Genomic DNA, 22,845 nt, shown 5'->3' with positions numbered 1-22,845 from the left:
CGCGGCAGGCCCTTCGCGATGTCCTGGGTGCTTGCGGCGCGGGGGCGGGTGCCTCGCTGCGGGGCCCGCGTCCTTGCCGGAGTGGGGGCGGGTGCCTGGGTGCTTGCGGGGCAGGGGCGGGCGGGCGTCTCACTCCGGGGCATGCGCGCTTGCGACGCGGGCGTCCCACTCCCGGGACCGGCGCCCCGGGCCCGCCGGAAACTTCGTGGGGTCACCTCGCCCGCCGGGGCAGAATGGGCCGGTGCAGCCCCTCTACCGCGTTCTCGGTCCGTGCCAGGCCCTCCGTACCGACGACGGGACGGAGGCCGTTCTGGGCGGTGCCAGGCTCCGGGCGCTGCTCACCGCGCTCGCCGCGGCCGGCGGGCGCCCGGTCGGCCCGGGCGCCCTGATCGAGCAGGTGTGGGACGACGGCGACACGGCCGACGGCCAGGACCGCACGGCGGCGCTCCAGGCCCTCGTCGGACGGCTGCGCAAGGCACTGGGGCGGGACGCGGTCCTCTCCGCACCCGGCGGCGGCTACCGCCTCGCCGCCGGGCCGGACGCCGTCGACCTCCACCTGTTCGAACGGCTCGCCGGCGAGGGAACCGCCGCCCTCGCCGCCGGGCACCCGGAACGGGCCGCCGACCTCCTCGACGAGGCACTCGGCCTGTGGCGCGGGCCCGCCCTCGCGGACCTGCCGGGCCGGGCCGCCGACCCCCTCGTCGTACGGGTCGGACAGCGGCACGCCCAGGCACGCCGCGACCGGTTCGCCGCCGACCTCGCCCTCGGCCGGGCCACCGCCGTCCTCGCGCCGCTCACCGCCCTCGCCGCCGGCGAGCCGCTCGACGAGCCCCTCCAGGCGCTGCGGATCCGGGCCCTGCGCGCCTCCGGCCGGCCGGCCCAGGCCCTCGCGGCGTACGAGGAGGTACGGGCGGCCCTCGCCGACCGGCTGGGCACGGACCCCGGCCCCGAGCTGCGGTCCCTGCACGCCGAGCTTCTGAGGGAGGACCCGGCCGGGGCACCGGCGGCGCCCGCCCCGCACGGGTCGGCGCGCGCCCTGCCGGCCAGGCTCACGTCCTTCATCGGCCGGACCGACGAACTGCGGACGCTCGCCGGCCTGTGGGGCGAGCGGCGCCTCGTCACCCTCACCGGCCCGGGCGGCGTGGGCAAGACCCGGCTCGCCGTCGAGGCCGCCGAGACCTACGGCGGCCGCGTCCACCTCGCCGAACTGGCCTCCGTCCGCGACGGGACCGCGGTCGCCGCCGCCGTCCTCACCGCGGTCGGCGCCCGCGACACCCAGCTCTGGCACCGCCCCGCCGTCACCGAACCGGACGACCCCTACGCCTCCCTGGTCGAGCACTGCGCCGGACGCCGGATGCTGCTCGTCCTCGACAACTGCGAACACGTGGTCGACGTCGCCGCGGAACTCACCCACACGCTGCTCACGCGATGCCCCGGCGTGACCGTCCTGGCGACGAGCCGCGAGCCGCTGGGGGTGCCCGGGGAGGCGGTGCGTCCGCTGGGGCCGCTGCCCATGGCGACGGCGCTGCGGCTGCTCGGAGAACGCGGCGCCGCCGCACGTCCCGGGTTCGTGGTCGAGGAGGACGCGGAGGCGGCCGAGGAGGTCTGCCGCCGCCTGGACGGCCTTCCCCTCGCCATCGAGCTGGCCGCGGCCCGGCTGCGGATGCTCTCCGTCCGGCAGATCGCGGACCGGCTCGACGACCGGTTTCGGCTGCTGACCTCGGGTGCCCGGACCGTACTGCCCCGCCAGCAGACGCTGCGCGCGGTCGTGGACTGGTCGTGGGAGCTGCTCGACGAGCCCGAACGGGCCGTCCTGTGCGGTCTGTCGGTGTTCACCGGCGGCTGCGACCTGGAGGCGGCGGAGGCCGTGTGCGCCGGTGTCGACGTCCTGGACGTGCTGGGTTCCCTGGTCGACAAGTCGCTCGTCGTCGCCGCGCCCGGTGACACCGGCATGCGCTACCGGCTTCTGGAGACCGTGGCGGAGTACGCGGGTGAGCGGCTCGACGAGGCGGGAGAGCGGGCGGCGACCGAGCGCCGGCACCTGACGTACTACCGCGAGCTGGCCCGCCGAACCGACCCCGAACTGCGGGGCGCGGGGCAGGTCGCCGCCATCGCCCGCCTGGAGCGAGAGCACGACAACCTGCGGGGTGCGCTGCGTACGGCGGTGGCGCTCGGCGACGAGCAGGAGGCCCTCTGCCTCGTCCACTGCCTCAGCTGGTTCTGGCAGCTGCGCAACCACACCCTGGACGCCCGGACCTGGGCCGCCGAGGCGGCCCGCCTCGGCCCCGACCCCTTCCGGGCCCCCGTCCGCCCCGCCGCTCCGGTCGACGGCCGGTGCGTGGACGTACCGCCGCCGTGGACCGGCGAGCGGCTCCGGGAGGCACGGCGCGGCGGACACCTCTACGCGTTCGCGACCCAGGGCGGTGAGGGCGCCACCGCGTTCGAGCAGCCGGAGACCCGCGCCCGGCTGGTCGCCCTCGTCGCCGCGTACCGCCCCGGCCTTCCGCAGACCTGCCGCCAGCCGGGGACGATGTGGTACTTCGCCCGGCTCATGACCGGAGAGCTGAGCACCCTCGACGAGACCCTGGCGCTCACCGTCACGGCCTGCCGCGACCACGGCACCGACTGGGACCTGGCCTTCGCCCTCCTCATGCGGGCCAAGCTCCTCGGCCACGGACCCGAGGACGCCGACGAGGCACTCGCCCTCTTCGAGGCCGCCCGCGACTCCTGGGGCATCGCCGAGTCGCTCTCCGCCCGGGGCGAGGCGTACGAGCGCGCCGGGCGGCTCCCCGAGGCCGCCGCCGACTTCGCGCGCGCCGCCGACGCCGCCACCCGGATCGGCGCCCGCTCCCAGGTACCCGTCATCACGGCCCGCCTCGCGGCCGTACGGCTCCGGCTCCGTCCCGACGGCGACGAGGCCGCGGAACGGCTCCTGGCCGAGGCCGCCGACGAGGCGGGGGAGTGGGGGGCCGAGGCCGCCGGCGCCGGGCGGCTGCTGCTCGCCCAGCACTATGCCCACACCGGGCGCGTGCCCCTCGCCAGGGCCCAGCTCGACCTCGTCGAGAGCGAGTTCGGAGACGTCACCCCGGCGCTCTTCTGGGGCCTCGTCGGCGGCGTGCGGGCCTGGCTCGACTGCCTGGACGGCGCGTACGACGCCGCCGTGGAGCGGCTGGCCCGCGCCGTCGCGGACGTCGAGACACTCGCCCGGCTCGTCGCCCCCACCCTGATCGCCGCCCAGTTCGCCACCGCCGCCTGGGCCCGCGGCGGACGCGGCGCACCGGACGACGCGGAGACCGGTGCCCGGCTCCTCGGCGCGTACGACCAGCTCATCGGTGCCGACAGCGCCGGTGGATTCCGCCCCTTCACCGGCCCGACGGAGGCCATGATCCGCGCCCGGGCCGAGGAGACGCTCCGCGCCGCCCTCACCCCGGAGACGTACGCCCGCCACCACGCGACGGGCGCCACGCTGTCCCTGGGGACGGCCGCCGACCTCGTCCGGAACCCACGGAACCCAGGGGAGACCCCGCATGCCTGACCACTACCCCTACCGCATCGCCACCCGCAGGGGGGACCTCCACCTGATCTGGCGGGCCGGGGAGCAGGACGACCCCGACACGCTCGCCGTCGACGACCGGCGCAGGCTCCTCGCCTTCCACGACGCGGGCACGCTCCAGGAGCACTGCGACCGCCACGGCTGGGAGCTCGTCCGGGACGCGGAGGCCGTCCTCGACCTCGAAGTCGTACGCCAGGCGGTCCAGGACCCCCACCGGCGCACGGACCCCACGGGGCCGCTCCTGGACGCCTGGAACTTCTTCGAGGACCTCGCCCGCAGCGTGGACACCGCCACGGCCCTCCCCGCCCAGGGGGCGGTCCACGACATCGCCTACGACCGGTTCTTCGACCCCGACGCCGGGGGAGCCTGGTCCGACGAGGAGGCGGCCGCCGTGCGGGGCCTCCTGCGCGCGGGCCTCGACCTCTGGGACGAAGCGGCCCGTGACGCCCTCGTACCGGACGCTGCCCTGCTCACCCGGCCGGCCGACGCCGCGCGGCCCGTTCCGCCGACGTGACACCGCTCCGGACACCGCCCCGGATGCGGTCCCGGTGGCCGGACACGACAATGGCCAGTGCCGGAAGAAACGTAGGAGGCGGCATGAACGCAGAGCCCGACAAGACGTCCCCGGGGGACTTCCCGACGCCCGACCGGCTGCTGCACGCCGGGTCGGAGGGCGAATTCACGGCGGAGGACCTGGTCCTCGCCTCCGGCCGTGACGTGAATCCGAAGAGCCTCGCATGGGCGGAACGCCGCATGGCCGAGAAGGGGCGCGCCTCCATGGACGAGCTCCTGCCCTAGCCCGCCGGCACAGGCCCAGGGCCTGTCCACGATTCCCTTGATCCCGTCGGCCCCGGATCGGCAGCCCCGACCCGGGGCCGAGGGCTGTCCGGGGGTCTGACCCAGATACGCGCCAAACCCGCTGCGCGGCGCCGACCTGGCGACCGAAGGCTTCTCACAGGCCGCGTGAGCCCCGTGTCCCGGCTTCCGCGCTGCGGCACAGCGGAAACCCGGGGCCCAGGCCCTCCGCGCCCAGAAACGATCGAAGAGCCCGCGACCTTCATGCCTCCTCAGGATTCTGGTCGTCCTGCGCCTGCGCCCAGGTGGTCGCCCATTCGTCGAGTGGCTGGAGGGCGTGACCGAGTGCTGTCCCCAGCCGGGTGAGCTCGTAGCCATCGGCTGAAGGGGCGATGATCCCGCTTGACGTGAGTTCGCGAAGCCGCTGGTAGAGAACACTGGATGACAGACCTGCGCACCGTGTCAGCAGCTCACGCGCACCGAGCGGCCCCGCCCGCAGCTCCCAGAGAATGCGCAGCGCCCACCGACGGCCGAAGAGATCCATCGCGGCCATGATCGGACGGCCGGTAGTCGATCCACGAACCGGTGTTCCTGGGCGCGGTGTCGGCATGACCCTCCTTGTGTTTCGTTATTCGAAACACTAGCATTCCTCGTGTTTCTGATTTCGAAACACCCTCAGGGGAGAGCCGATGTCGCCGACAGCCCTGCTGGAAGCGCCGTACACCGAGCGGGCAGGTGCGCTGCTCGCGCGCATGATGCCCGGGCGAACTGCCCGCGTGCGGTCACGGCACCGTTGCGGCGCCGGCCTCCCTCGCCGAACGCATTCCAAGCCCGCCGACCCTGATCTGGACGGAGGTCGCCATGCATAAGTTGGTGGTCCTGTATTCCGAGCCCGCCGACCCTGACCACTTCCGCGACTACTACGTGACCAACCACCTTCCGCTGGTCATGGAATGGCCCGGCCTGCTTGCGTGGCGCTACAGCTTCGACGTGGCGGCGACCAAGGGGGAAGCGTCGTATTTCGCGGTCTTCGAAGGCGACTTCGCCGACGCCGCCGCCATGGCCGCGGCGCGGGCGTCGCCGCACGGCCGGCGGGTGGCCGCCGATGTCGCCAACTACGCCACCGGCGGTGCGGTCGTCATCCACTATCCGGTGCAGGACGGCACCGGCTGAGGCAGGCCGGGACGCTCCGGGACGCGTTCGGTCGGCCGTTGCGGCCAGGTCCGGCTAGCCGCGGACGCCGTTCGCGGTTGCCGGTTCGTTGAGCGTCAAAGGGGGGGCCGATGTCCTGGCCGGATGTCACGGTGGTTCATGCGTGCGTGCGGCGCGACGGCCGGGGCGGTAGCCCCACGGCCGTCACCGACGACGACCCGGCGGCGACGGACGCGGACCGGCGTGCGGTCGCTGCTGCGGCCGGCACCTCGCACGCGGCGTTCCTCGGCCCGGGGCGGACGCCGGACGGTGGCCGGCCGGTCCGGTTCTTCACCGCCACCGCCGAACTGTCCGGCTGCGGCCATGGCACCGTTGCCGCGCAGGCCGTCCGGTTGACCCGCGCCGCGCTGGGCGAGCTGAACGACCGCCAACACACCGGCGGGCGCACGTTCGACACCGTCGCGATCCGCCGCCCCGCCGGTATCGAGGTGTGGTTCGACCAGGGCCTCGTCGCGCTGCGTCACCCGGCACCGGACGAGCGCGCCGCGATCGTCGCCGCGCTCGGGCTCACCGCGGACGATCCGCATCCGACCGACGTGCCACGGATCGCCACGCCCGGCGCACCACGCATGCTGGTACCGGTCCACGACCGGTCGGCGCTGCTCCGAGTCCGCCCACACCTCGGCAGGCTGACAGCGGCGTGCCGGCGGTACGGGCTCCTCGGCTGTTTCGTGTACGTACCGCCGGTGGGCGACCGACCGGGTGCGGCACGGATGTTCGCGCCGGCGATCGGTGTCGACGAGGACGTCGCCAACGCCAACAGCACCGGCTGCCTGGCCGCCCACCTGCTCGACACGACAGGGGCGCAGACGGTCGCGATCGAGGTGGAGCAGGGTGACACCCTCGGTCGACCGGCCAGCGTGCTCGCTTCGGCCCGACGCGGGCCGGCGGGCATCACGACCCGGGTCGGCGGGTTGGCGGTGGTCCGCGACTCTCACAGATGACCATCTCTGCGAGTTCTGCGAACAACGCCCCCTCGGCGATCACGTTTCCGCAGGTCGCCGTTCGCAAGAAACCCGGCTCCCGTCCGTCCCGCTGTCCCGCCCGTCCCGTCCGTCCCGCCGTCCCGCGCGGAGGGCGATCCGGTGGGACCGCCACCGCCCCGAGGCTTCCCCATTTATGAAACACGTTCTACCGTGGCCGCCGTCGCGCGTCGCACCATGCCCAGGCGCGCGCCGCACCGAGGACGGCGCTGGACGCCGCCGCAGGACGCCGCCACGGGAGGCCCCCATGCACCTCGAGTACACGCCCGAGCAGAACCGCCTGCGCGCCGAACTCCGCGCGTACTTCGCCGAGCTGATCCCGGACGACGTGCACACCCGCTACGAGGACCCGGCGGCCCAGAAACGCTTCTACCGGGAGACCGTGCGCCGGCTCGGCGCCGACGGCTGGCTCGGCGTGGGCTGGCCCACCGAGTACGGGGGGCGCGGGCTGACCCCGATGGAGCAGTTCATCTTCTTCGACGAGGCGGCGCAGGCCGGCGTGCCGCTGCCCCTCATGGCGCTGAACACGGTCGGCCCGACGATCATGCGGTTCGGTACCGACGAGCAGAAGGCGTACTTCCTGCCCCGCATCCTCTCCGGCGAGATCGACTTCGCCATCGGCTACAGCGAGCCGGACGCGGGCACCGACCTCGCCGCCCTGAAGACCCGCGCGGTACGGGAGGGCGACGAGACCACCGGCCACTACACCGTCAACGGCCAGAAGATCTGGACCACCAACGGCGACACCGCCGACTGGGTCTGGCTCGCGGTCCGCACCGACCCCGACGCCCCGCCCCACAAGGGCATCACCATGCTCCTCGTCCCGACGAGCGACCCCGGCTACTCCTGCACCCTCATCAACACCCTCGCCTCCCACGACACCACCGCCAGCTACTACGACGACGTCCGCGTCCCCGCCTCACGGCGGGTCGGCGAGGAGAACAAGGGCTGGCGGCTCATCACCAACCAGCTCAACCACGAACGCGTCACCCTCGCCGCCCACGGCACCATGGCCATCCGCGCCCTCCACGACGTCCAGCGCTGGGCAGCCGCCACCCCCCTCGCCGACGGCCGCCGCGTCCTCGACCTCCCCTGGGTCCGCCGCACCCTCGCCCGTACCCACGCCCGCCTCGACGCGATGAAGCTCCTCAACTGGCAGATGGTCCACGCCGTCCAGCACTCCACCCTCACCCCCCAGGACGCCTCCGCCGTCAAGGTCTACGGCTCCGAGGCCCGCCGCGACGCCTACGCCGCCCTCATGGAGGTCGTCGCCGCCGCCGGCGCCCTCAAGGAAGGCTCCTCCGGCGCCGTCCTCCACGGCGAACTGGAACGCGGCTACCGCTCCGCCGTCATCTTCACCTTCGGCGGCGGCAACAACGAGATCCAGCGCGAGATCATCTCCTGGATCGGCCTGGGAATGCCCCGCGTCCGCCGGTAGGAGTCGGTGGGGGCCGACGGGCCGAGTCCGGCCGTGCCTCGCGGGTGGCCGGGGCGGGTCTCGCCCCGGCCTGGGGTGCGGCGGAAGCCGTCAGGGTCAGCGGTATTCGCAGAGGTACGCGGTGTCGACCGCGACCTCGAGCTGGAACTTGCTGTCCCCGGGGACCTCGAACCGCTCCCCGGTGGCGAAGGTCCGCCACTCGGCGGCGTCGGGCAGCTTGACGGTCAGGGCCCCGCTGACCACGTGCATGATCTCCGGGCGCGCGGTGCCGAACTCGTACGAGCCGGGGGCCATCACACCGATGGTCGCCGGGCCCTGCTCCTGGGTGAAGCCGATCGACTTGACCGTGCCGTCGAAGTACTCATTGACCGTGAACATGGACATCCTCTGGAGAAGCGGGGCAAGGGAGGTGGTCGGACCCTCACGTGCCGGCCACCGGTAAGTCGACTTTACCGACGCGGGTGTGCGCCGCCCGTCGTGCCCCCGCCCTGCTGAGGCCCCCCGATCCGGTCCTTGGCCCACCACAGGAACGCCGCGGCGTGCTGCTGGCCGGCGAAGCCGTCGCCCGCCAGGGAGTACAGGAGGTCGTTGCTCCAGAAGACGAGGCGGCCGAGCGTCCAGTTCACCGACTCGGGTGCGGGCAGCTCCAGTCCGTAGACCTTCCGCGCGATCTCCCGCTTGCCGTCCGCCTGGGTCGTGTACTTCAGGATGGTCAGGAACCGTTCGGGACGCATCACGCAGAGAACCCTCGTCAGGAGGGCCTCCTTGAACCCGGTCATGGCGAACGGCTTCGTCCCGTCCAGCAGCTCCTGGAGCCGGTCTTCCAGGGGCACGCCGTCGGGGCCGTACAGGAGGTAGCCGATCGTCTCGCGGGTCGACGCTCCCGCCGCGGCGTCGCCCATGGTGTTCCAGGCGGAGTTGAAGGTGGCCTGGTTTCCGGGGTGGGCCCCGACCTCGGAGTTGGCGAAGTCCTTCAGGAGCCGGGGGTCGCAGTCGCGGAGTCCGCCGGGGGAGAAGACCCGCTGGTACTTCGACCAGTACGCGACGACCTCCGGCGCCGGGGCCGGCCTGACGGCGAGGTACTGCTCCTTGAGGCGGTTCACGAGTTCCAGCCGCTCGGGAGTGACGTCCTCGGCCTTCGGGAACCGGGCCTTGAGGTAAGCGAAGGAACGGGGCGCGGTGCCGCTGGTGGGTGCGGGGTCGGCGTGCTCCCACGCGTAGCCGCACCGGTGCTTCACCAGGCGGCGGCCGTCGTCGAACGTCCGGGTCACCTCGATGTCCTCGTCGTCACTGCACAGTGGACACATGGCCAAGGCCATTCCTACCCCCGCTCGCACAACGCCCGTGGTCGCCCCGGAGCGTACCCGGCGCGGTGGCGACCGGTCAGCCGGAGTGCCGGGTACCGGACGGTGTCCGGGGGCCGGGGTGCGGCGTAGCCTGGGCGGCATGACGCAGGACGCCGATCCGGGGCTCTTCGGGCCCGGTTCCGTGACGTGGCAGGTGCACTGCGATCCGGTGATGTGGATCGCGGGGGTGCGGGCGCTGTGGCTTCAGGCGCTGCATCCGGTGGCGGTGCGGGGGGTGATGATCAACAGCGGGTTCCGGGACGACCCGTGGGGGCGCCTCATGCGGACGGCGGACTTCGTGGGGACGCTGAGTTACGGGACGACGGCGGCCGCGGAGGCGGCCGGGGCGCGGGTGCGCAAGATCCACCGGCTGCTGGGGGTCGACGACCCCGAACTGCTGCTGTGGGTCCACTGCGCGGAGACCGACTCGTACCTGTCGGTGGTGCGCCGCTCCGGTGTTCCGCTCACGGACGCGCAGGCGGACCGGTACGTCGACGAGCACCGGACGTCGGCCCGGCTCGTCGGGCTCGACCCGGCGAGCGTGCCGGGGTCGACCGAGGAACTCGCCGCCTATTTCGACACGGTACGCCCGGGACTGGCGGCCGGCCCCGACGCGCGGACCGTCGAGGACTTCCTGCGCCGCCCGCCGGTGAAACCCGTGCTGGTCCCGGCGCGCGAGGTGATCTGGCGGCGCGTCGCGGCCCTCGCGTACGACACGCTGCCTCCGTACGCCCACGCGCTCTACGGCCGGCCCGCGCCGCCGGAGGAGACCGTCACCCGCAGGCTCGTGGCGACGGCCAATCTCCTGCGGTGCGTTCCCGCGCGTCTGCGGTGGCGGCTGCCGCCGCGGCACGTCCTGCGGGCCGTCGAACGGCTGGGGCCGCAGACGCGCCCCGACCCGTACGTGTACCTGCGCGCGGACACGTACCCCGCCCCGTACCCACTGTCAGAACCGGCGTCCATACTGGAGACGCCGAGGAAGGCGTACGGATTCGACGGGGGCGGCGGCACACGATGGGGGACTCGAGACTGATCCAGGGCCGGTACCGGCTCCACGAGGTCATCGGGCGCGGCGGCATGGGCGAGGTGTGGCGCGCCACCGACGAGGCGCTCGGCCGCGGCGTCGCCGTGAAGTGCCTCAAACCGCTCGGCCCGCAGCAGGACCCGCAGGTCCTCACGGTGGTGCGCGAGCGGTTCCGGCGCGAGGCCCGGGTGGCCGCCGCGCTCCAGCACCGGGGCATCACCGTCGTGCACGACTTCGGCGAGTACGACGGGGTGCTCTTCCTCGTGATGGAACTCCTGGAGGGAAGCAACCTCAGCCAGCTCCTCACGGCCAACGCCCAGCGGCCGCTGCCCGTCCAGGACGTCGTCGAGATCGCCGACCAGGTCGCCGACGCCCTCGCCTACACGCACGGACAGGGCATCGTGCACCGCGACCTGAAGCCCGCGAACATCATGCGGCTGCGGGACGGGACGGTGAAGATCTGCGACTTCGGCATAGCGCGTCTCGGCGCCGACATGGGCTTCACCTCGAAGCTCACCGGCACAGGCATCGCCATGGGCACGCCCCACTACATGTCGCCCGAGCAGATCGGCGGCAGCGAGGTCGACCACCGCAGCGACCTCTACTCGCTGGGCTGCGTGCTGTACGAGCTGGCCACCGGCGCCCCGCCGTTCGACCTGGGGGACTCCTGGGCGATCCTCATCGGCCACCGGGACACGGTGCCGCAGCCCCCGCGCGCGATCCGCGCCGAACTGCCGCCCTTCTTCGACCGGATCGTCGTCAGCCTGCTGGCCAAGGTCCCCGAGGAGCGGCCGTCCCACGCGGCCGACCTGCGCCGCCGGATCGCCGTGGGCCGCGTGTCGCCCGCGATCGAGACCGGGGCCGCGGTCCCGTCCGGCCCCTGGCCCGGTGACACCGCTCCCTACCCGGTTCCGGGCCACCCGCCCCTCGGCCCCGGCGAGCCCACGCCCGTGCCCGCGCCCACGCCCGCGTGGGCCCGGGGGATCGGCGGCGGACTCCGGCCGGCCGCCGAGGCCGCCGCCGCGCCGCGCCCGGTCGCCCACGACCCTGCCGCGGCCGTCCTCACCACCGAGTGGACCACCGCCGGCCAGGTGCCGGACGCGCTCGTCCCCGCGCACGGCCACGCGTCCGCCGCGCTCTCGCCGGCGACCGCGGCCCCCGCCCCGTCGGCGGAGCTGGTCGCGGTGCTGGCGGGCCGCTACCGGGCGGGCATGGGTCTCGGCCGCCTCGGCCGCTGGCACGAGGCCGAGACCGTGCACCGGTCGGTCGCCGACGACCGCGCGCGGGCCCTGGGCGAGGACCATCCCGACACCCTGGCCAGCCGGTACGAGGTCGGGTTCGCCCTCGCCCGGCTCGGCCGCCCCGCCGAGGCGCTCGGTGTCTTCGGCCGGGTCGCCGAGGCACGCGCGCGCGTCCTCGGCGAGGACCACGCCGACACGCTTGCGGCCCGGCAGGAACGGGCCTACGCGCTGGGGCGCCTCGGCCGGCACCCCGAGGCGTACGAGCTGTACGCGGCGGTGCTCGCGGCCCGCGAGCGGACCGTGGGCCCCGACCACCCCGACACCCTGCGCTGCCGCCACAACCTGGCGTTCACGCTCGGCCGCCTGGGCCGCCTGGAGGATTCGTACCGCACGGCGCACGAGGTCGCCGAGGCACGGGCCCGGCTGCTCGGCGAGGACCACCCCGACACCCTGGTGACCCGCCACGAAGTGGCCTACACCCTCGGGAAGATGGGACGCGGACAGGAGGCCCTCACCGAGTACCGCGCGGTGGCCGACGCGCGGGCCACCGCGCTCGGCCCCGACCACCCGGACACCCTCGCCGCCCGCTACGAGACCGGCGTGTTCCTCGGCCGACTCGGCCAGGCGGCGGACGCCCTCGACGTCTGCCGCGACCTCGTGGCCGCCCGTACCCGCGCGCAGGGCGCGGACGCCCCGGAGACCCTCCGCGTCCGCCACGCCCTCGCCGTCAACCTCGGCCGCCTCGGCCGCTGGGAGGAGGCGCTCGCCGAGTCCGGGGCCGTGCACACCGACCGGGCCCGGGCCCTGGGCGAGGACCACCCGGACACCCTGCTCAGCCGCCGCGAGGCCGCCGTCGCCCTCGGCCGCCTCGGCCGCTGGGAGGAGGCCCTGGAGGCGCACGCCGCGATCGGCGCCGCCCGCACCCGGCTCCTGGGCCCCGCCCATCCCGACACCCTCGCCGCGCTCGACGACGAGGCCCACTGCCTGGAGCGCCTCGGCCGCCACGCCGAGGCCGCCGCCCTCCACCTGAGAGCGGCCACCCTGCCGCCGGCCTGACCGATCGTCCGATCCGTCGCGGGCCTGTCCCGTCGGCGGCCTTCGGGACGGGCGGCCTGTGCCGCGGGCGGCCGGTTCGGGTGGCGGTCTGTGCCGTGGTCGCCTGCGCCGTGGGCGCCGGTGCCGGTGCCGTCGGCCGCCCGGTTCGCCGACCGCCCGTTCTCGCCAGTCCTCCGGTGGGACGGCGGCCCGTGTCGCCGGCCCACCGGCCACGCCCCCAGGGACGCCCGCCGCACGCCACCCCGCCGCGCCGAACCCCGGCGCACGACGCATCGCCGCCGAAACCCGCCGCACGACCCCACCGTCACCGAAACCCCGCCGCACCCGCCGCGCGCTCTTCCCCGGCCGTCGCCCGCGTGTGAGCATGAGCCATGACCGCCCTCGACGCGCACCACGGCGCCCCGGCCGCATCCCGTTCGTACGACGCCGTCATCGTCGGAGCGGGCCACAACGGCCTCGTCGCCGCCGCCTATCTGGCCCGTTCCGGACGGAGCGTCCTCGTCCTGGAGAGGCTCGGCTCCACCGGTGGGGCAGCCGTGTCGACCCGGCCCTTCGCCGGGGTCGACGCCAGGCTGTCGCGGTACTCGTACCTGGTCTCGCTGCTGCCGGAGAAGATCGTGCGGGAGCTGGGACTGCGGTTCGCGGTGCGGAAACGGTCCATCTCCTCGTACACCCCGAAGGGCGACACCGGTCTGCTCGTCGGCGGCGGAGCCGACCGGACCCGCGCCTCGTTCGCGGCGCTCACCGGCTCCGACCGGGAGTACGAGGCATGGGAGGCGTTCTACGCCCGTACGGCCCGCGCCGCCCGCCGTGTCTTCCCGACGCTCACCGAGCCGCTGCCCACCCGGGCCGAGCTGCGCGGCCGCGTCGACGACGCCGAGACGTGGCGGCTTCTCTTCGAGGAGCCCCTCGGCGTCGCCGTCGAACGGGACTTCGACGACGACCTCGTGCGCGGAGTCGTCCTCACCGACGCCCTCATCGGCACGTTCGCCGACGCCCACGACCCCACGCTGCTGCAGAACCGCTGCTTCCTCTACCACGTCATCGGCGGCGGCACCGGGGACTGGGACGTCCCCGTCGGCGGCATGGGAGCCCTCACCGACGCCCTCGCCGACGCGGCCCGCGCCGCCGGGGCCGTCATCGTCACCGGCCACGAGGCCACCCGGATCGAGACCGACGGGCGGCGCGCCGCGATCGGCTACCGCACCGCGGACGGCGAGGGCACGGTCGAGGCGGACCACGTCCTCGTCAACGCCTCCCCGCGGGAGCTCGCGGCCCTGCTCGGCGAGGCGCCCCCACCGGCCCCCGAGGGCGCCCAGCTCAAGGTCAACATGCTGCTCACCCGGCTGCCGAGACTCCGCGACCGCTCCGTCGACCCGCGCGAGGCGTTCGCCGGGACCTTCCACATCGCCGAGGGGTACGGCCAGCTGGCCGCCGCCCACGCCGAGGCCGCCGCCGGCCGGCTACCGACCGCCCCGCCCTCCGAGATCTACTGCCATTCCCTCACGGACCCGACGATCCTCGGCCCCGACCTCGCCGCCCGGGGCCACCAGACCCTCACCCTCTTCGGCCTGCACACCCCCGCCAGGCTCTTCGCCGCCGACAACGACGGCACCCGCGCCGCGCTCCTCAAGGCGACCCTCGACCAGCTCGACGCCCACCTGGACGAGCCGATCGAGGACTGTCTCGCACTCGACGCGGACGGACGGCCCTGCATCGAGGCGAAGACCCCGCTCGACCTCGAACGCGAACTGCGCCTGCCCGGCGGCCACATCTTCCACCGCGACCTGTCCTTCCCGTACGCGGAGGAGGCCACGGGCCGCTGGGGCGTCGAGACCGGCCACGCCAACGTGCTGCTGTGCGGGGCGGGCGCGGTCCGGGGCGGCGGAGTCAGCGGCATCCCCGGCCACAACGCGGCGATGGCGGTCCTCGGCCACTGACGGGACACGAGGAGGCCGGGACCCGACGGGACGGGGCGCGTCGCGGCTCGACCGCGGCCTCCGGCCCTGCCCCCGCCGTTCGGCCGAGTCGGCGTCGCCCCTTCCGCGTCCGCGGTGTGAAGCTGATCTGCGAGCGCGCTTAAGAAATCCTCGATGGACCACGAGCGCTCCGTACGGAAGATTCTCTTCCAGGGATCTTGGGCGCGCAGTCGCGCCCGCGCCCCCACATCACAGGACACGCACGTCGGGAGCCGTTGCATTGAAGGCGCTGGTCAAGCTGAAGGCGGAGCCGGGACTCTGGCTCACGGACGTGCCCGAGCCGGAGACCGGCCCGGGAGACGTCCTCATCAAGGTCAAGCGGACCGGTATCTGCGGAACCGACCTGCACATCCGCTCCTGGGACGGCTGGGCGCAGAAGACGATCGCCACGCCGCTGACGATCGGCCACGAGTTCGTCGGCGAGGTCGTCTCCGTCGGCCGTGACGTCGCCGACATCGCCGTCGGCGACCTGGTGAGCGGCGAGGGCCACCTCGTCTGCGGCAAGTGCCGCAACTGTCTGGCCGGCCGCCGTCACCTCTGCCGCGCCACGATCGGCCTCGGCGTCGGCCGGGACGGCGCGTTCGCCGAGTACGTGGCGCTGCCCGCGTCGAACGTCTGGGTGCACCGCGTCCCCGTCGAACTCGACGTCGCCGCGATCTTCGACCCGTTCGGCAACGCCGTGCACACCGCGCTCTCCTTCCCGCTCGTCGGCGAGGACGTGCTCGTCACCGGCGCGGGCCCGATCGGCATCATGGCCGCCGCCGTCGCCAAGCACGCCGGCGCCCGCAGCGTCATGATCACCGACGTCAGCGAGGAGCGCCTCGCCCTGGCGCGCAAGACGGGCGTCACGCTCGCCCTCAACGTCGCCGAGCACACCATCGCCGACGGCCAGCGCACCCTCGGGCTCAAGGAGGGCTTCGACGTCGGCCTGGAGATGTCCGGCAACCCGCGCGCGATGCGCGACATGGTCGCCAACATGACCAACGGCGGCAAGATCGCCATGCTGGGCCTGCCCAGCGAGGACTTCGCCGTCGACTGGGCGAAGATCGTCACGTCCATGATCACGGTCAAGGGCATCTACGGCCGCGAGATGTTCGAGACCTGGTACGCCATGTCGGTGCTCCTGGAGGCGGGCCTCGACCTCGCCCCCGTCGTCACCGGCCGGTACGCGTACACCGACTTCGAGGCCGCCTTCGACGACGCGGCCTCCGGCAAGAGCGGCAAGATCATCCTCGACTGGACTGCGGGAGCCTGACCCATGTTCGATTCCGTACGCGACGACATCCGCGCCACCCTCGAAGAGATCCGGCAGGCCGGGCTGCACAAGCCCGAGCGGGTCATCGGCACCCCCCAGTCGGCCACCGTCGCCGTCACCGCGGGCGGCCGCCCCGGCGAGGTGCTCAACTTCTGCGCCAACAACTACCTCGGCCTCGCCGACCACCCCGACGTCGTCGCGGCCGCCCACGAGGCGCTGGACCGCTGGGGCTACGGCATGGCCTCCGTCCGCTTCATCTGCGGCACGCAGGAGGTGCACAAGGAGCTGGAGGCGCGCCTCTCGGCCTTCCTCGGCCAGGAGGACACGATCCTCTACTCCTCCTGCTTCGACGCCAACGGCGGCGTCTTCGAGACGATCCTCGGCGCCGAGGACGCGGTCATCTCCGACGCCCTCAACCACGCGTCGATCATCGACGGCATCCGCCTGTCCAAGGCCCGCCGCTTCCGCTACGCCAACCGCGACATGGCCGACCTGGAGCAGCAGCTCAAGGAGGCCACGGAGGGCGGCGCCCGGCGCAAGCTGATCGTCACCGACGGCGTCTTCTCCATGGACGGCTACGTCGCCCCGCTCGCCGAGATCTGCGACCTGGCCGAGCGCTACGACGCCATGGTCATGGTCGACGACTCGCACGCGGTCGGCTTCGTCGGCCCCGGCGGCCGCGGCACCCCCGAGCTGCACGGCGTCATGGACCGCGTCGACATCATCACCGGCACCCTCGGCAAGGCCCTCGGCGGCGCCTCCGGCGGTTACGTCGCCGCCCGCGCCGAGATCGTCGCCCTGCTGCGGCAGCGCTCGCGCCCGTACCTCTTCTCGAACACCCTCGCCCCGGTCATCGCCGCCGCCTCCCTCAAGGTCCTCGACCTCCTGGAGTCCGCCGGCGACCTGCGCGAGCGGCTCAACGCCAACACGGCGCTCTTCCGCTCCCGCATGACCGCGGAGGGCTTCGACATCCTCCCCGGCGACCACGCCATCGCCCCCGTCATGATCGGCGACGCCGCCGTCGCCGGCCGGATGGCCGAGCTGCTCCTGGAGCGCGGCGTGTACGTGATCGGGTTCTCGTACCCGGTCGTGCCGCAGGGCGCGGCCCGCATCCGTGTGCAGCTCTCCGCCGCGCACTCCACGGAGGACGTGAACCGGGCCGTCGACGCCTTCGTCGAGGCCCGCGCCGCCCTGACCGCCTGACGTCGGAAGCAGGGCTCCGGTCCTGCGAGACTAGGGACATGATCGAAGCGCGGCGGTTGCACATCCTCCGAGCGGTGGCCGACCACTGCACGGTGACGGCGGCGGCCGCCGCGCTGTACCTCACCCCCTCCGCCGTCTCCCAGCAGCTCGCCGCCCTGGAGCAGGAGACCGGCCACCGCCTGGTGGACCGCAGCGCCCGGGGCGCGCGCCTCACCCCGGCGGGCGAGATCCTGCTCAGCCACGCCAACGCCGTCCTGGCCCAGCTGGAGCGCGCCGAGTCCGAACTCGCCGCGTACGGCTCGGGCGAGGCCGGCACGGTCACCGTCGCGGCCTTCGCCACCGGCATCGGGCTCGTCGTCGCCCCGGCCATCACGGCCCTGTCCCGCACCGCGCCCGGCATCCGGGTCCGGGTGCGGGACGCCGAGGGCGACGAGAGCCTGCTGATGGTCCTGGACCGGCACGTGGACGTCGCGGTGGCGGTCGAGTACCGGGGCGCTCCCGGCGAGGACGACGCCCGGCTCACCCGGGTCCCGCTCTACGCGGAGCCCTTCGACGTGGTCCTGCCGCCCGGCCACCCGCTCGCGGGCGACGAGCGGGTCCCGCTCGCCGACCTCGCCAAGGACACCTGGATCGGGCAGTCCACCGGCAACCCGTGCCACGACGTGACCGTCCTGGCCTGCGAGTACGCCGGATTCGCCCCCCGCTTCGCGCATGTCTCCGACGACTTCCGGGCCGTCGTCGCCCTTGCCTCGGCCGCCGCCGGAGTGGCCCTGGTCCCGCGTTCGGCGCTGCGCGGCACGGACCTCAGCGACGTCGCGATCCGCCCGGTCGACGGGGTCGCCCCCACCCGCCGGGTCTTCGCGGCGGTGCGGCGCGGCGCCGAGGAACACCCCCTGATCAGCCCGCTCCTCACGGAACTCCGCGCGGCCGCGGCACCGGAACGGGCGGACGCGGCGCACTGAAGGCCCGGACCGACGCCACGGGCCGCACCGACACGACCCCCACCCCACCGACGCCGCCGGCCGGTCCGACGCTGCCGGCTGCTGCCGCTGGCCGGCCCGACGCCGCCGGCCGGCCGCTCCGGATCACCCCGTTCAGTCCCCCGAGGCCGTCCAGCCCACCGCCTCGACGCGGGAGCGGTCCGCCGGCCGGGCCTCGTCGAACAGCGGCCGCCCGGTGGCGTCGAGGACCCGCACCCCGTCCACGTACACCCCGCGTCCGACGTACCGCTGGTCGGTCGTGTACCGCCAGCGCAGCCGTACGGGGAAGGGGCCCGGGTCCGGCACCTCGGCCGTCACGCGATGCCAGGTGCGGCCGGACCAGCCGCCGACCGCGCCGGACGGACGGGACTCGGGTTCCCGGCCGGGGCGGGCGGTGGCGAAGGGCACCGGCTCCCAGGTCGCTCCGCCGTCGGCGGAGGACTCCAGGCGGGCGACGTCGGTGCCGGGCTCGGTGTCCCACCACAGGGCGCACTCCAGGCGTGCCGCGCCGGGGACCGGGGGGAGGGTGAGGGTGGCGGTGGTACCGCTCTCCATTCCGGAGAACCAGGCGTCACGGCCCCGGGCCGGGCGTACGGGGACCGCCCTGGCCAGTCGGTTCGCGGTGGCGACGCGTGGCGCGGAGCCGGAGCGCCAGGAGCGGACCGGGTGCACGGAGTTGCCGAGGACGATCAGGAAGGCGTCGGTCGTCGGGTCCAGGACGAGGCTGGTGCCGGTGAAGCCGGTGTGCCCGGCGGTGTGCGGGGTGGCCATGGCCCCCATGTACCAGTGCTGGTAGAGCTCGAAGCCGAGGCCGTGCTCGTCGCCGGGGAAGGCGGTGTTGAAGTCGGTGAACATCAGCTCCACGGACGCGGGGGAGAGGATGCGGGCACTGCCGTACGCTCCGCCGTTGAGGAGGGTGCGGGCCAGGACGGCGAGGTCCCAGGCGCGGGAGAAGATGCCCGCGTGGCCGGCGACGCCGCCGAGGCTGTGGGCGTTCTCGTCGTGGACCTCGCCCCGGATCATGCCGCGGTCGAGGCCGGACCAGGGGGGCCGGGCGTCCTCGGTGGCGGCGATCTCCGGCCGCCACGAGAGCGGCGGGTTGAAGCGAGTGCGGTGCATCCCGAGCGGAGCGGTGATCTCGTCGTGGAGCAGGACGTCCAGGCCGCGAGCGGTGATCTTCTCCAGGATCAACTGGAGCGAGATCAGGTTCAGATCGGAGTAGAGGTACGCCGAACCCGGCGGTGACGCCGGCCTCTCGTCCCACAGCAGCCGCAGCTTCCCCTCACGCGTCGGCGTCCGGTAGAGCGGGATCCAGGAACGGAACCCCGAGGTGTGGGTCAGCAGCTGACGGACCGTGACGTCCTGCTTCCCGCCGCCCCCGAACTCCGGGAGGTACGTGGTGACCCGCGCCTCCAGTTCCAGCGCCCCGCGCTCGATCTGCTGCACCGCCAGGATCGAGGTGAACAGCTTGGTGACCGACGCCAGGTCGAACACGGTCTCCTCGGTCATGGGGAGCCGCTCTTCGGGCGGCAGCTCGACGCCCGTGTCCGTCTTCTCGTCGTACGCCGCGTACCGTACGGCCGAACCGATCGCCCGGTGCAGGGCGACGGTCCCGCCGCGCCCGGCGAGCAGCACCGCGCCCGCGTACCAGGGGTGGACGGGGGACGGCCCGAGGAAGCTCTCGGCGTCCGCGACCAGCCGGTCCAGGTGCGGGGCGAGCAGTCCCGCCCGCTCGGCCGAGCCGCGCCGCAACGTGGTCCGGCGCGCCGCCGGGAAACCGCCGGTTCCGGCCCCGGTTCCCCGCGCGTCCCCGGTGCCGCCCCCGGCATCGCTCCCGGCCCCGGCCAAGGCGCCCGTTCCTCTCTCCGGGGACGCCGCCGCCCCCGGCACCGCGCCGATCGTCACCGCACCTCCGAGGGCCAGTACCCCGCCGCCGAACGCGCGCCGGTTCAGACCTCTGTCCTTCGTGTCATCGTCCGTCATGCCCACCCTCTCCCACGGCGGGGCGCGGCGAAACTCCGGCGTGCCGCCCGCAAAGAATCTGACGATGCATCAGAAAAGGTCTTCCCTCCGCCGGGCGGCTGGGGCATCCTGCCGCCCATGAAGACGGAGCTGAGTCGCACCCTGGGGATCGAGCACGCCATCTTCGGCTTCACGCCCTTCCCCGCGGTGGCCGCCGCACTCACCAGAGCCGGCGGGTTCGGCGTCCTCGGCGCGGTCCGCTACACCGCACCCGACGACCTCGCCCGCGACCTCGACTGGATGCAGGAGCACACCGACGGCCTGCCCTACGGCCTCGACGTCGTGATGCCGACCAAGAAGGTCGAAGGGGTCAGCGAGGTCGAGGTCGAGGCCATGATCCCCGAGGAGCACCGGGCGTTCGTCCGCGCCACCCTCGCCAAGCACGGCGTGCCCGAACTCGCCGAGGGCGAGGCGTCCGGCTGGCGGATCACCGGCTGGATGGAGCAGGTAGCCCGCGGCCAGCTGGACGTGGCCTTCGACTACCCCATCAAACTCCTCGCCAACGCCCTCGGCTCGCCGCCGCCGGACGTCGTCGCCCGCGCCCACGACCACGGCGTCCTCGTCGCCGCCCTCGCCGGCAGCGCCCGCCACGCCCGCCACCACGCCGATGCCGGCATCGACGTCGTCGTCGCCCAGGGATACGAGGCGGGCGGCCACACCGGCGAGATCGCCTCCATGGTCCTCACCCCCGAGGTCGTCGACGCGGTCTCCCCGCTGCCCGTGCTCGCCGCCGGCGGCATCGGCAGCGGCGAGCAGATCGCCGCCGGACTCGCCCTCGGCGCCCAGGGCGTGTGGCTCGGCTCGATCTGGCTCACCACCACCGAGGCGGACCTGCACTCCCGCGCCCTCACCGACAAGCTCCTCGCGGCCGGATCCGGCGACACCGTCCGCTCCCGCGCCCTGACCGGCAAGCCCGCCCGGCAGCTCCGCACCGAGTGGACCGACGCCTGGGACGACCCGGCGGGCCCGGGCACCCTCCCCATGCCGCTCCAGGGACTCCTGGTCGCCGAGGCCGTCTCCCGTATCCAGCGCTACGAGGTCGAACCGCTCCTCGGCACCCCCGTCGGGCAGATCGTCGGCCGGATGAACTCCGAGCGCAGCGTCCAGCAGGTCGTCGACGACCTCACCCGGGGCTTCGAGAAGGCCGTCGACCGCATCAACCGCATCGCCGGAAGGAGCGCCCAGTGAGCAACGGTCCCACCGGCTTCTGGTCCCAGGCCGCCGCCGACCCCGACCGCACGGTCCTCGTCGCACCCGACGGCGAGGAGTGGAGCGCCGGCCGGCTGCACGCCGAGGCCAACCGCCTCGTCCACGGGCTGCGCGCCGCCGGGCTGGAGCGCGGCGACGCCTTCGCCGTCGTCCTGCCCAACGGCCCCGAGTTCTTCGCCGCCCATCTCGCCGCCACCCAGGCCGGTTTCTACCTCGTCCCGGTCAACCACCACTTCGTGGGCCCCGAGATCGCCTGGATCGTCGCCGACTCCGGCGCGAAGGTCCTGCTGGCCCACGAGCGGTTCGCCGAGGCCGTCACCCTCGCCGCCGACGAGGCCGGCCTCGCCGCCACCCACCGGTACGCGGTGGGCGCGGTCCCCGGCTTCCGCCCGTACGCCGAACTCCTCGACGGCCAGGACGACTCGGCGCCCGCCGACCGCACGCTCGGCTGGGTCATGAACTACACCTCCGGCACCACCGGACGGCCCCGCGGCATCCGCCGCCCCCTCCCCGGCAGACTCCCCGAGGAGACCCATCTCGGCGGCTTCCTGGGCATCTTCGGCATCCGGCCGGCCGACGGCAACGTCCATCTCGTCTGCTCGCCGCTCTACCACACCGCCGTCCTCCAGTTCGCCGCGGCCGCGCTGCACATCGGCCATCCGCTCGTCCTGATGGACCGGTGGACCCCGGAGGAGATGCTCCGCCTCGTCGACCGGTACGCCTGCACCCACACGCACATGGTCCCCACCCAGTTCCACCGGCTCCTCGCCCTACCCGAGGACGTACGCGCGCGGTACGACGTCTCCTCGATGCGCCACGCCATCCACGGCGCCGCACCCTGCCCGGAGCACGTCAAGCGGGCGATGATCGACTGGTGGGGCCGGTGCGTCGAGGAGTACTACGCGGCCAGCGAGGGCGGCGGCGCCTTCGCCACCGCCGACGAGTGGCTGAAGCGTCCCGGAACGGTCGGCAGGGCCTGGCCCATCAGTGAACTCGCCGTCTTCGACGACGACGGCAAACAGCTGCCGCCCGGCGAACTCGGCACCGTCTACCTGAAGATGAACACCGGCGGCTTCCAGTACCACAAGGACGAGGCCAAGACCGCGCAGAACCGCATCGGCGACTTCTTCACCGTCGGCGACCTCGGTCTCCTCGACGAGGACGGCTACCTCTTCCTCCGCGACCGCAAGATCGACATGATCATCTCCGGCGGGGTCAACATCTACCCCGCCGAGATCGAGGCCGCGCTCCTCGCCCACCCCGCCGTCGCCGACGCCGCCGCCTTCGGCATCCCCCACGCCGACTGGGGCGAAGAGGTCAAAGCCGTCGTGGAGGTGGCCGAGGGGCACGAGGCCGGGCCCGCCCTCGCGGAGTCCGTCCTCGCCCACTGCGCCGACCGCCTCGCCGGCTTCAAACGCCCCAAATCCGTCGACTTCATCCCCGTCATGCCCCGCGACCCCAACGGCAAGCTCTACAAGCGCCGCCTGCGCGACCCGTACTGGGAGGGCCACGAGCGCCCTCTCTAGGGGGCGTCCGCCGGCGCCGGGAA

At 74.0% G+C, this 22,845-nt stretch carries 18 protein-coding genes; 14 read left to right on the top strand and 4 right to left on the bottom strand.

Annotated features, from left to right (window positions below; all coding sequences use genetic code 11):
• Positions 1–241: 241 nt before the first annotated feature.
• The 3 genes from ACFVZH_RS17980 (at position 242) to ACFVZH_RS17970 (ending at position 4,351) form a co-directional block, all read left to right on the top strand.
• Complete coding sequence (locus ACFVZH_RS17980; protein WP_384898317.1) at positions 242–3,535, top strand: BTAD domain-containing putative transcriptional regulator; 3,294 nt, start codon at positions 242–244, stop codon at positions 3,533–3,535.
• Positions 3,528–4,067 carry a hypothetical protein gene (locus ACFVZH_RS17975; RefSeq protein WP_384898316.1) on the top strand — a complete coding sequence of 180 codons (540 nt, stop codon included), beginning with the start codon at positions 3,528–3,530 and terminating at the stop codon, positions 4,065–4,067. The genes ACFVZH_RS17980 and ACFVZH_RS17975 overlap by 8 nt, the downstream gene beginning before the upstream one ends.
• 83 nt (positions 4,068–4,150) lie before the next feature.
• A complete protein-coding gene (locus ACFVZH_RS17970; RefSeq protein ID WP_367827336.1) occupies positions 4,151–4,351 on the top strand; it encodes a hypothetical protein in 201 nt (66 codons plus the stop codon).
• Positions 4,352–4,610: 259 nt separating this feature from the next.
• Here ACFVZH_RS17970 and ACFVZH_RS17965 read toward each other — a convergent pair whose 3' ends face one another.
• A complete protein-coding gene (locus ACFVZH_RS17965) occupies positions 4,611–4,901 on the bottom strand; it encodes a winged helix-turn-helix transcriptional regulator (protein WP_384898315.1) in 291 nt (96 codons plus the stop codon).
• A gap of 308 nt (positions 4,902–5,209) precedes the next feature.
• Between ACFVZH_RS17965 and ACFVZH_RS17960 the strand changes: the two genes are divergently transcribed.
• The 3 genes from ACFVZH_RS17960 to ACFVZH_RS17950 all read left to right on the top strand — a co-directional run bounded on the left by ACFVZH_RS17960 (position 5,210) and on the right by ACFVZH_RS17950 (position 7,981).
• Positions 5,210–5,521, top strand: coding sequence for an EthD family reductase (locus ACFVZH_RS17960; protein ID WP_384898314.1), 312 nt, complete (start codon positions 5,210–5,212; stop codon positions 5,519–5,521).
• Positions 5,522–5,631: 110 nt separating this feature from the next.
• Positions 5,632–6,504: a PhzF family phenazine biosynthesis protein gene (locus tag ACFVZH_RS17955; protein ID WP_384898313.1), complete on the top strand. Its 873-nt coding sequence runs from the start codon at positions 5,632–5,634 to the stop codon at positions 6,502–6,504.
• A gap of 286 nt (positions 6,505–6,790) precedes the next feature.
• Positions 6,791–7,981 (top strand): acyl-CoA dehydrogenase family protein, encoded by a 1,191-nt coding sequence (locus tag ACFVZH_RS17950; protein ID WP_384898312.1) that lies wholly within the window; start codon positions 6,791–6,793, stop codon positions 7,979–7,981.
• Positions 7,982–8,077: 96 nt separating this feature from the next.
• Here ACFVZH_RS17950 and ACFVZH_RS17945 read toward each other — a convergent pair whose 3' ends face one another.
• Positions 8,078–8,359 carry a pyrimidine/purine nucleoside phosphorylase gene (locus ACFVZH_RS17945; protein ID WP_384898311.1) on the bottom strand — a complete coding sequence of 94 codons (282 nt, stop codon included), beginning with the start codon at positions 8,357–8,359 and terminating at the stop codon, positions 8,078–8,080.
• Between the two features lie 71 nt (positions 8,360–8,430).
• The gene (locus tag ACFVZH_RS17940) at positions 8,431–9,288 is read right to left on the bottom strand and encodes a hypothetical protein (RefSeq protein ID WP_384898310.1); all 858 of its coding nucleotides are present in this window, start codon (positions 9,286–9,288) and stop codon (positions 8,431–8,433) included.
• Positions 9,289–9,427: 139 nt separating this feature from the next.
• Between ACFVZH_RS17940 and ACFVZH_RS17935 the strand changes: the two genes are divergently transcribed.
• The 6 genes from ACFVZH_RS17935 (at position 9,428) to ACFVZH_RS17910 (ending at position 18,047) form a co-directional block, all read left to right on the top strand.
• Positions 9,428–10,360 carry an oxygenase MpaB family protein gene (locus tag ACFVZH_RS17935; protein ID WP_384898309.1) on the top strand — a complete coding sequence of 311 codons (933 nt, stop codon included), beginning with the start codon at positions 9,428–9,430 and terminating at the stop codon, positions 10,358–10,360.
• Positions 10,342–12,648 (top strand): tetratricopeptide repeat protein, encoded by a 2,307-nt coding sequence (locus tag ACFVZH_RS17930; protein ID WP_384898308.1) that lies wholly within the window; start codon positions 10,342–10,344, stop codon positions 12,646–12,648. The genes ACFVZH_RS17935 and ACFVZH_RS17930 overlap by 19 nt, the downstream gene beginning before the upstream one ends.
• A 371-nt stretch (positions 12,649–13,019) precedes the next feature.
• On the top strand, positions 13,020–14,588 hold the full coding sequence (locus ACFVZH_RS17925) for a phytoene desaturase family protein (RefSeq protein WP_384898306.1): 1,569 nt from the start codon (positions 13,020–13,022) through the stop codon (positions 14,586–14,588).
• Positions 14,589–14,847: 259 nt separating this feature from the next.
• A complete protein-coding gene (gene tdh / locus ACFVZH_RS17920) occupies positions 14,848–15,882 on the top strand; it encodes an L-threonine 3-dehydrogenase (RefSeq protein WP_384898304.1) in 1,035 nt (344 codons plus the stop codon).
• Between the two features lie 3 nt (positions 15,883–15,885).
• Positions 15,886–17,085: a glycine C-acetyltransferase gene (locus tag ACFVZH_RS17915; RefSeq protein WP_384898302.1), complete on the top strand. Its 1,200-nt coding sequence runs from the start codon at positions 15,886–15,888 to the stop codon at positions 17,083–17,085.
• Between the two features lie 38 nt (positions 17,086–17,123).
• Positions 17,124–18,047, top strand: a complete 924-nt coding sequence (locus tag ACFVZH_RS17910) for a LysR family transcriptional regulator (protein WP_384898300.1) — start codon at positions 17,124–17,126, stop codon at positions 18,045–18,047.
• Positions 18,048–18,179: 132 nt separating this feature from the next.
• Here the strand turns inward: ACFVZH_RS17910 and ACFVZH_RS17905 are convergent, their stop codons facing one another.
• Positions 18,180–20,048: a serine hydrolase gene (locus tag ACFVZH_RS17905; protein WP_384898298.1), complete on the bottom strand. Its 1,869-nt coding sequence runs from the start codon at positions 20,046–20,048 to the stop codon at positions 18,180–18,182.
• Positions 20,049–20,165: 117 nt separating this feature from the next.
• Between ACFVZH_RS17905 and ACFVZH_RS17900 the strand changes: the two genes are divergently transcribed.
• Together ACFVZH_RS17900 and ACFVZH_RS17895 are read left to right on the top strand one after the other, a co-directional pair.
• Positions 20,166–21,275, top strand: coding sequence for an NAD(P)H-dependent flavin oxidoreductase (locus ACFVZH_RS17900; RefSeq protein ID WP_384898296.1), 1,110 nt, complete (start codon positions 20,166–20,168; stop codon positions 21,273–21,275).
• Positions 21,272–22,822 carry an acyl-CoA synthetase gene (locus ACFVZH_RS17895; RefSeq protein WP_384898294.1) on the top strand — a complete coding sequence of 517 codons (1,551 nt, stop codon included), beginning with the start codon at positions 21,272–21,274 and terminating at the stop codon, positions 22,820–22,822. The genes ACFVZH_RS17900 and ACFVZH_RS17895 overlap by 4 nt, the downstream gene beginning before the upstream one ends.
• The last annotated feature ends 23 nt before the right edge of the window (positions 22,823–22,845 follow it).

Source organism: Streptomyces sp. NPDC059534 (assembly GCF_042743475.1).
Lineage (GTDB): Bacteria > Actinomycetota > Actinomycetes > Streptomycetales > Streptomycetaceae > Streptomyces.
This window is presented reverse-complemented; position numbering and strand designations above follow the sequence as displayed.